General features: G+C 69.7%; 3 protein-coding genes and 1 pseudogene. 3 read left to right on the plus strand and 1 reads right to left on the minus strand.

From position 1 onward, the window contains the following. Window positions 1-667: pseudogene (locus MJ783_RS08580) on the plus strand (hypothetical protein); the annotation flags it as partial. A gap of 55 nt (window positions 668-722) precedes the next feature. On the opposite strand, the gene MJ783_RS08585 reads toward MJ783_RS08580, so the two are convergent. Next, complete coding sequence (locus MJ783_RS08585; RefSeq protein WP_239309816.1) at window positions 723-2,516, minus strand: copper resistance CopC/CopD family protein; 1,794 nt, start codon at window positions 2,514-2,516, stop codon at window positions 723-725. Between the two features lie 93 nt (window positions 2,517-2,609). Between MJ783_RS08585 and MJ783_RS08590 the strand changes: the two genes are divergently transcribed. Together MJ783_RS08590 and MJ783_RS08595 are read left to right on the plus strand one after the other, a co-directional pair. After that, a complete protein-coding gene (locus tag MJ783_RS08590; protein WP_239309818.1) occupies window positions 2,610-3,878 on the plus strand; it encodes a hypothetical protein in 1,269 nt (422 codons plus the stop codon). Window positions 3,879-3,883: 5 nt separating this feature from the next. Further along, entirely contained in the window at window positions 3,884-4,561 is a 678-nt protein-coding gene (locus MJ783_RS08595) for a hypothetical protein (RefSeq protein ID WP_239309820.1), read from the plus strand. Window positions 4,562-4,565 lie beyond the last annotated feature (4 nt).

Consider the following 4,565-nt stretch of genomic DNA (forward strand, 5'->3'; position numbering starts at 1 on the left):
GCCGGATACCCCGGTACCAGATACCCCCGCGGGCAGCGCCCGCGGTACATCAGCGGACCACACGGACGAGCCAGGCTCCGTCGCTCATCCAGACGGCGTCGCTCGCCCCCCGGGCGAGCGACGTGGCCGGCCCATGGTCACGCTCGCCGCGTCGCTGCTCCTCGCCGTCGCGGGTGTCACCGCCGCGATCAACTGGCCGACCACGGCCGAGGTCAGCCCCCGCTATCCCGATGTCGCGTTCGGCCCGCCAGCGCCAGGGCCACTCGTCACTGGCCGGCACCGACCTGACACGATCAGCCCGACAGTCGCCGGGGCGTTCACCAGACGGGTGCCCGGACAGCGGACCGTACCAACCATGCTCGAAGTCGCGAGTGCGAACGAGATGATTCTGGTGGCCCAGCGGTCCACCGCCGAGCTGGCCAGACCGCAGGCGGTCCCCGAACCCAGTCCACCCACAATGGTCAATGTGCTACCACGGTCGACCGCAACGCTACCAACCGTAACTGCCTCCTCATCAATGGGCAATTCAGCGACACACGTACCGCCGGTCGAAGTCCCGTCAGCGTCACCAGCGACACAGATGCCCTCGACAGCTCCCTCGGCCACGCCCGACGCGGACACAACAACCCCGTCCGTGCTCACCTCGGGGACACCGCCGCAGGCTTAAGTGGTCGGCAGGGGTCCAGCTCGCGCCGCCCGCCCGGGCTCACCGGCCTCGGCGGCTACCGCACCTGGTAGAACAGCGTGGTTACATATTGATCGAAATCGTTGACCCGTAACGTCAGCCGCAGTTGCCACGTACCGGCCAGCGGCACCTGCATCCCCTGAGCGATTGCGTGGCCCGGTGCGACCTGGGCAAGCGGCACCGAGAGCGGTCCGACCCCGGCGTCGGGCAGGGACAGTTGCGCTGACGCGTCCGCAAGCGGCGCGACCTTGCCAGCGGGATCGAACGTGTAGATGTGCAAGGTCTGCGGCCCGTGCCTGGTCGGGGCGATGTCGACCTGGACGGTGAGCGGTCCGGCGAACACCGTGTCAGCGAACGGCGGTACATAGGACGTCCGCGCCGGAACCGAGTTGACCAACACCGCGGTCACCGCGAGCACCACTGTGGCCAGGCCGGCCTCGAACATCACCCCACGGCGCAACCCAGCCACCGCACGCTCGGCCACTTCGGGCCGCGCCGCGATATCGGTCGATGACGGCCCTACCGAGTGGGCGGTCAGGCCGGCTGTCGTGTCCGAGCGACTCGCGGCCAGCGCCGCGACGACCGGCCGGTAGTTGCGGACAACCCACCTGTGCGCCAGCCAGCCGACTCCGAGCGCTAACGCCACGAACCAGACCTTCAGCAATAACAGACGGCCATAGGCAGTGGCGGTCAGCGCGGGCAATCCGCCTACCTCTCGCCAGGACTGATAGCTACCCGTGAGGATGACGACGGCAACCGCTGCCATCGCGGTACGTGACCAACGCGGCAACACCCCGGCAAGCTCGGCGGCGCGGGCAGCGGGCACCCGGGCGCCGGACCGAGAAGGGCGATCATCTGCGCGGCCACGCCCGGACCTCGCACGCAGGAAGAGCACAAGGGTGGCGAGACCACCCATCCAGACGGCGACTCCCAGCACGTGCACAGTCAGGATCGCGGTCGCCAGCCACGCGTCGCCGCCGACACCCGCATGGCCGGACGCGGCCTGGGTCCCGGCGATGACAAGGGCGAGGCCGCAGAGCTCCGCGACGGCCCGGCGGCCACCGGCCACGATCGCGTGCAGGAGCGGTATCGCGAGCAGCAGCGCGAGGATTCTCAACAGCACCAGATGCCCGAACCTGGTGTGCAACGTGGTCGACAGCGGAGCCCAGCGCGCCAGTGCGGACAACCCCTGACCCGCGCCGTACGGCCCCTGGACCAGCAACAGCCCGACAGCGGCGGCGAGCGTCACGCCCCATCCCGCCCACAGCAGCCGCCGCGGGCCCAGCTGTCGTAGCCCCGCCGGCCAGAGTGCCAGCAGGAAGAAACCCGCACCGAGCAGAACGGACAAACCGGCGAAGGCTCCGAAACGCACCACACCGGCCAGCACGCTGACAGCGGCCGAACCACTCCTGGTGGACACGGACGCCGCGGCGCTGGCGTCTGGAGCCACCCCGACACCGAAGAAGAAGCTGCCGGAGACCGGATGGCTGTCCGCGGAGATGACATGCCAGCTGACCACGTACGTGCCACGCCCGAGGTCGGCGGACAGCCCCGCCACGACCTGGCTGCCGGTCTGCCCGTGGCGGACATCGCCGGCATCCACCCGCTGGCCGGTTGGGGAGATGACTGTTATCGAACGTGCGTCCGTTGTTACCGACTCGCTGAAAGCAAGCGTGACCTGCGACGGCGGGACCGTCAGGGTCGCTCCCGCGACCGGGTCGCTGCGGTCGAGCACGGCGTGCGCCGACGCCGGGCCCGCTGTCGCGATCAGCGCCGCGACGACAGCAACCAGCAGGAACCCGAGACGGCGCATGCCGCGAGCCTCTATCACCGCACCAGTGTCCCTCTCACCGTCCTCCGGCCCCGCCCGCTCCCCCTGCCCGGCATCACCGTCCACCGAAGAGACTGCGTAGGCTATCTGTCGATGAATGTGACCGACAGAGGCCGGTTATGTCACGGGCTGCCCCACGCGTTGCTTGTTCTCGGCGTGCTGACCTGCTGGCTGGTTGTCACAGCCTCGCCCGCATCGGCGCACTCCGTCAACGGGGGCGGAGCCACCAACCTGCGCACGACCCTGACCGGCATGAACCCACCGGTGGACGGCATCACCCTCACCCCGGTGGAAAACGGCAGCCGGGTCAGGCTGACCGTTATCGGTAATCACACCGTGATCGTCAAAGGATATTCCGACGAACCATACCTGCGGGTGGACCCGACCGGGACTTGGCGCAACGCCCTCTCGTCCGCGACCTATCTCAACACAAGCCGGTACGGGCTGGCGAACGGATCATCCAAACCGCTGACCGGAAGCGATGACACGGCGCCGCCCCGCTGGGAGAAAATCGGCCATGGCGGCACCACCGTCTGGCACGACCACCGCACCCACTGGATGGGGGCGCAGGACCCGCCGGTCGTTCTGGCCGCGCCCGGCCGCTTTCACGAGATCTACACCTGGATGATCCCGCTGACCGTGGACGGCCAGACGGTCAGCGTGACCGGTGCCCTCGACTGGATTCCAGGGCCGTCCCCCACGCCGTGGTTCGTCCTCGGGATCATGCTAGCCGCTGGGGTCATGGCTCTCGGACTGCTACGACGCGCGACTACGGCGCTGGCCGCGGCGGTGACGATCACTGTGGCCGCGGACATCACCCACTCCTTACTGATCACATTCTCGCGGGCCGACGGCCGGCTGTCGGGATTCTTCCTCAGCAACACCGTCGAGATGGCTGCCTGGGCGCTCGGGCTGGGCTCGGCCGCCCTGCTGATCCGAGAATCGATCACCGGTGGGTACCTCGCCGCGACCGCTGGCTTCGTCATCGCCATGGTCGGCGGTTTCGGCGACGTCGGCCTGCTGTACCGATCGGGTGCCCCGATCGCGGGCCCCGTGGCCCTCGCCCGGCTCCTGACCACGGTCACCATCGGTATCGGCATCGGGCTCCTCGCCGCGGTGCCCGTGGTGACCCGACGGCACGGCTGGCGGAAACAGCCCGGCACGGACCGGGACACGACGGACCGGGACACGACGGAACAGCAGACGGTGGTACAGAAGGCCACCGAACAGGACGCGGCGGACCGGAGCGGATACGGACAGGCCGGACCGGGGCTGGGAGCTGGACCGAAACAACCTGGGCTGTGTCCGGACGCCGAAACAGAGCCGGGCATGGGTCGATCTCGCCCCGATATGGCAGGCTGACCGCCGTGTACGTACGCGCGGCGGCCGTCGCCGCCAGCGTTGAACCGCCCGCCGTGACGACCGCGGGCCGCTTGGCGCGTGCGTCCACCTTTGCCGGCTCGTCGGTCGCCCTCGCCGTAGCGGCGCACGCCGCGGCAGGCGGCCACCGTCCGTCCGCAACCCTGCTGGCCGGCGCATTCGGGTTGCTGACCCGCATCGCATACGGCCTCGCCGGACGGGAACGGCGGTTCGTCGCCCTGCTCGCCGGCGTCGGACTCGCCCAGCTGGCCCTGCACATCACGTTCGCGGTCACCGCACATGGCCCCGGCATGGCGGGCGCTGTACTGACTGACGGCACCACGATGACTGTGGCCCACGTAAGCGCGGCCGCGCTGGTCGCCGCCGTGCTCGGTCAGGCTGAACGAGGGCTGTGGAACGCGGCGTGCCTACGCCTCGCGGTGGCCCGCTGTCGCGTCCGTGCGCGTTCCGCTATCGTACTGCTACGGAATGCTCGCCGGTTCGCGGCCACGCTGCTCGGCCCGCCGCTGGGAACAGCGCCGGGCGCCGAACCCCTGACGCGCCGGTCCGGCAGTTGCCGATCCGCCGTCTTCATGCGGCCGGCATACGTGACCGGACGTCTGTTTGCCCGCACCGATGGCCGGCGCGGGCCGCCGCTCGGCCTGAAGACGCCTGAAGACGCCTGAAGAC

Source organism: Protofrankia sp. Cj3, assembly GCF_917627355.1.
In the GTDB taxonomy this organism is placed as follows: domain Bacteria; phylum Actinomycetota; class Actinomycetes; order Frankiales; family Frankiaceae; genus Protofrankia.